The sequence below is a fragment of the Azospirillum sp. B4 genome (assembly GCF_000333275.1).
Taxonomy (GTDB): domain Bacteria; phylum Pseudomonadota; class Alphaproteobacteria; order Azospirillales; family Azospirillaceae; genus Nitrospirillum.
Genome location: NZ_BACU01000203.1, coordinates 1 through 2,841 on the forward strand (window position 1 = coordinate 1; position 2,841 = coordinate 2,841).

General features: G+C 75.8%; 3 protein-coding genes. All 3 read left to right on the top strand.

The genetic code is table 11. From position 1 onward, the window contains the following. On the top strand, positions 1-182 hold a 182-nt coding region (locus tag I55_RS36950; protein WP_044560188.1), incomplete at its 5' end, for a hypothetical protein. Continuing rightward, positions 163-2,004: a hypothetical protein gene (locus I55_RS08985; protein WP_044560189.1), complete on the top strand. Its 1,842-nt coding sequence runs from the start codon at positions 163-165 to the stop codon at positions 2,002-2,004. The genes I55_RS36950 and I55_RS08985, both read left to right, overlap by 20 nt. A gap of 4 nt (positions 2,005-2,008) precedes the next feature. Beyond that, a partial coding sequence (locus I55_RS34290; protein ID WP_083900965.1) for a site-specific integrase occupies positions 2,009-2,841 on the top strand: 833 nt, incomplete at its 3' end.

Sequence of the window (2,841 nt, forward strand, 5' to 3'; positions counted from 1 at the left end):
GTTTCGCCCTTTCCCTATCAGCGATTGATGCCGATCCCACGATGAAAAAGCTCCTCCTGATCCTGATCGCCCTGGTTGTCCTTGGCGGTGCTGGCGCCGCCCTGGTCGTGGCCGCCACCACCTCCCCGGCGCCCTCCGCGCCCACCGAACGGGTGATCTCCAATGACCGCTTCCCGCAGTAAGGCCTGGGCCGGCCTGGCGCTGGCCGCCGGCCTGATGACGGCGCCGGTGGCCCTGGCCCAGACTTCCTCCGGGCCTACGCCGCTGTGGCCCCAGGGGCCGGCGCCGACCGTGGCGCCGGGGGCGGCCGCCCCAGGCGCGACCGCCACCCCGGGCGCGACTGCCCCGGGCGCGACCGATGGTCCCACCCCGCTGGGCGCGCCGGCCTACACGCCGCCGCAGCGCTCGTCCGCTTTCGAGGTCAAGCCCCTGGCGGCGGTGACGCCGGACGGTGGCGGCCTTCTGGACGCGGGGCAGGGTGGCCTGGGCCAGGCCCTGTGGGCCGACAGCCCGCGCGGCCTGGTCGACAGGGCGCTGGCCGCGCTGCCGGCCTCCAGCCCGTCGCCGGCGGTGCGCGCCCTGCTGGGCCGGGTGCTGATGTCAACCGGCACGGCCCCCCAGGCGGGCAAGGACGCGCGCAATTTCCTGGGCGCCCGGCTGGAGCGCTTGGCCCTGCTGGGCGACGGCCGGAACGCCGGCGCCATGGCCGCCCTGCCCACCGCGCTGGACGACGCTGGCGGGGCGGAGGCCTGGGCCCGGCTGTCGCTGCTGACTGGCGACGGGGCGGCGTGCGACCAGATGGCGGACCTGCAGAAGCGCTTCAACGACGGCGAAATCCAGATGCTGGGCGTCGTCTGCCAGGTGCGCGCCGGCTCCACCGACAACGTCATGCTGTCGCTGGACATCATGCGCGAGCAGGGGGTGAAGGATGATGGCTTCGCCCGCCTGGCGGAAACCGTCGGCGGCGCCCAGAAGGGCGCGCTGAAGGGCATCACCACCGTGTCGGCGGAAACGGTGGCGCTGGCCCGCGCCATGGGCCGGGGCCTGCCGGCCGATGTCCCCGTGGCGCAGATCCTGGCGCTGAACCCCGCAGCGGCGGCGGCCGTGGCCGACCTGCCCGACACGGCGGTGGCGCTGAAGCTGGCGGCGGGCGACCGGGCCGCGGCCCATGGCACCCTGCCGGCGGCGGCGCTGGCGCCGCTGTACAAGGCGGCCAAGGTCAGCCCGAGTGACCTCAAGAACGCCGTGGGCGTGGCCGACAAGCGCCAAGGCGCGGAACAGCGCGCCATCCTCTACCAGGCCCTGACGGGGGAAACGATCCCGTCGCTGAAGGGCGCCATCCTGGCCAAGGCCGTGGATGTGGGCGATCCGGCCCTGCTGGCCGGCGCTTGGGGCGACCTGCTGGCCCAGGAGTTGGAGCAGCTGGCGCCCGGCCCGGCCCTGAAGGACCTGGCGCCCGCCGCCACCCGCCTGCTGCTGCTGCAGAACCGGCGCGACCTGGCCCAGCCATGGTTCGAGCTGGCCCGGCAGACGGCGCAGGACGCGAAGGAGGGCAAGCCCCTGCAGGCCTATCTGCGCCTGGTGCCGCTGGCCGTGCTGGGCGGCCTGCTGCCCAGCGATGGCGCCAACTGGGGCCAGTGGCTGGACGCGGTGAAGGCGGATGCCGACGCCCCGTCCCGCCTGCGCGCCGGCAACACGCTGGCCCTGTTGACCGCGGCGGGGGAGAAGGTGGACCCGCTGTTGCTGGCCCGCACCGTCGCCGCGTCCGAGGCGCCCGGCGTCATTCCTGACGCCGCGACCTGGGTCCGGCTGTTCCAGTCCGCCGTCGCCGGCCGCAAGGGTGAGGTCGCGTTGCTGGCGCTGGCCACGCTGGCGGACGCGGGCCCGGCGGCCACGCCGCCCACGGTCGCGGCCAACGCCGTGTCGACGTTGGTCGCCGTCGGCTTGAAGGACGATGCCCGGCGCCTGGCGCTGGAGGCCGTTGCCGTCCAGGCCGGACCCTGAGCCCATGGCGCCGCGCGTCCCCAACCGCGAGACCGCCGGGGTGGCCGCCGGGGGAGCGCCCAAGAGGCGCGCCCCCGGCCGGCCGCGCGGCGCGACGCTGGCGCTGCCGCCGGGGGTGGACGCCTTCCTGGACATGCTGGTGGCGGAGCGGGGGGCGGCGGCCAACACGCGCGACGCCTACCGCCGCGACCTGACGGACGCGGCCCGCTTCATCGCCGGGCAGAAGGGCGGCACGGGGCCGGCCCTGGACCAGGCGGGCACGGACGACCTGCGGGCCTACCTGGACCACCTGGGTCGCGACGGCACCCAGGCGGCGGTGCGCACCGTGGCCCGCCGGCTGTCGGCCCTGCGCCAGTACTACAAGTTCCTGGTGTCGGAAGGCCGGCGCGACATCGACCCGGCCGCCGTGCTGGACGGCCCGCGCCTGGGCCGGCCGCTGCCCAAGATCCTGTCGGAGGCCGACGTCACCCGCATGCTGGACACGGCGGCGGCCCAGGGCGGGGCGGAGGGGCTGCGCCTGGCGGCGCTGCTGGAACTGCTGTACGCCACCGGTCTGCGCGTGTCGGAACTGGTGGGCCTGCCCCTGTCGGCCTTCAGCCGCGACGGCCGGGTGCTGGTGGTGAAGGGCAAGGGCGGGAAGGAGCGCATGGTGCCGCTGTCGCCGCCGGCGCGTGAGGCGCTGGCCGCCTACCTGCCCCACCGCGCCGCCTTCTTCTCCCCGGGGTCCCGCCCCCAGCCCAAGATGGAGGAGGAGGAGGAGGCCGGCGCCCTGCCCGACCTGGCCGACATCAAGGGGCAGGAGACGGCGAAGCGCGCGCTGGAGGTGGCGGCCAGCGG

What these genes read in the sequence shown, in the direction of transcription:
- I55_RS08985 (WP_044560189.1), top strand. Translation starts at nt 163, where the DNA reads ATGACCGCTTCCCGCAGTAAGGCCTGGGCCGGCCTGGCGCTGGCCGCC.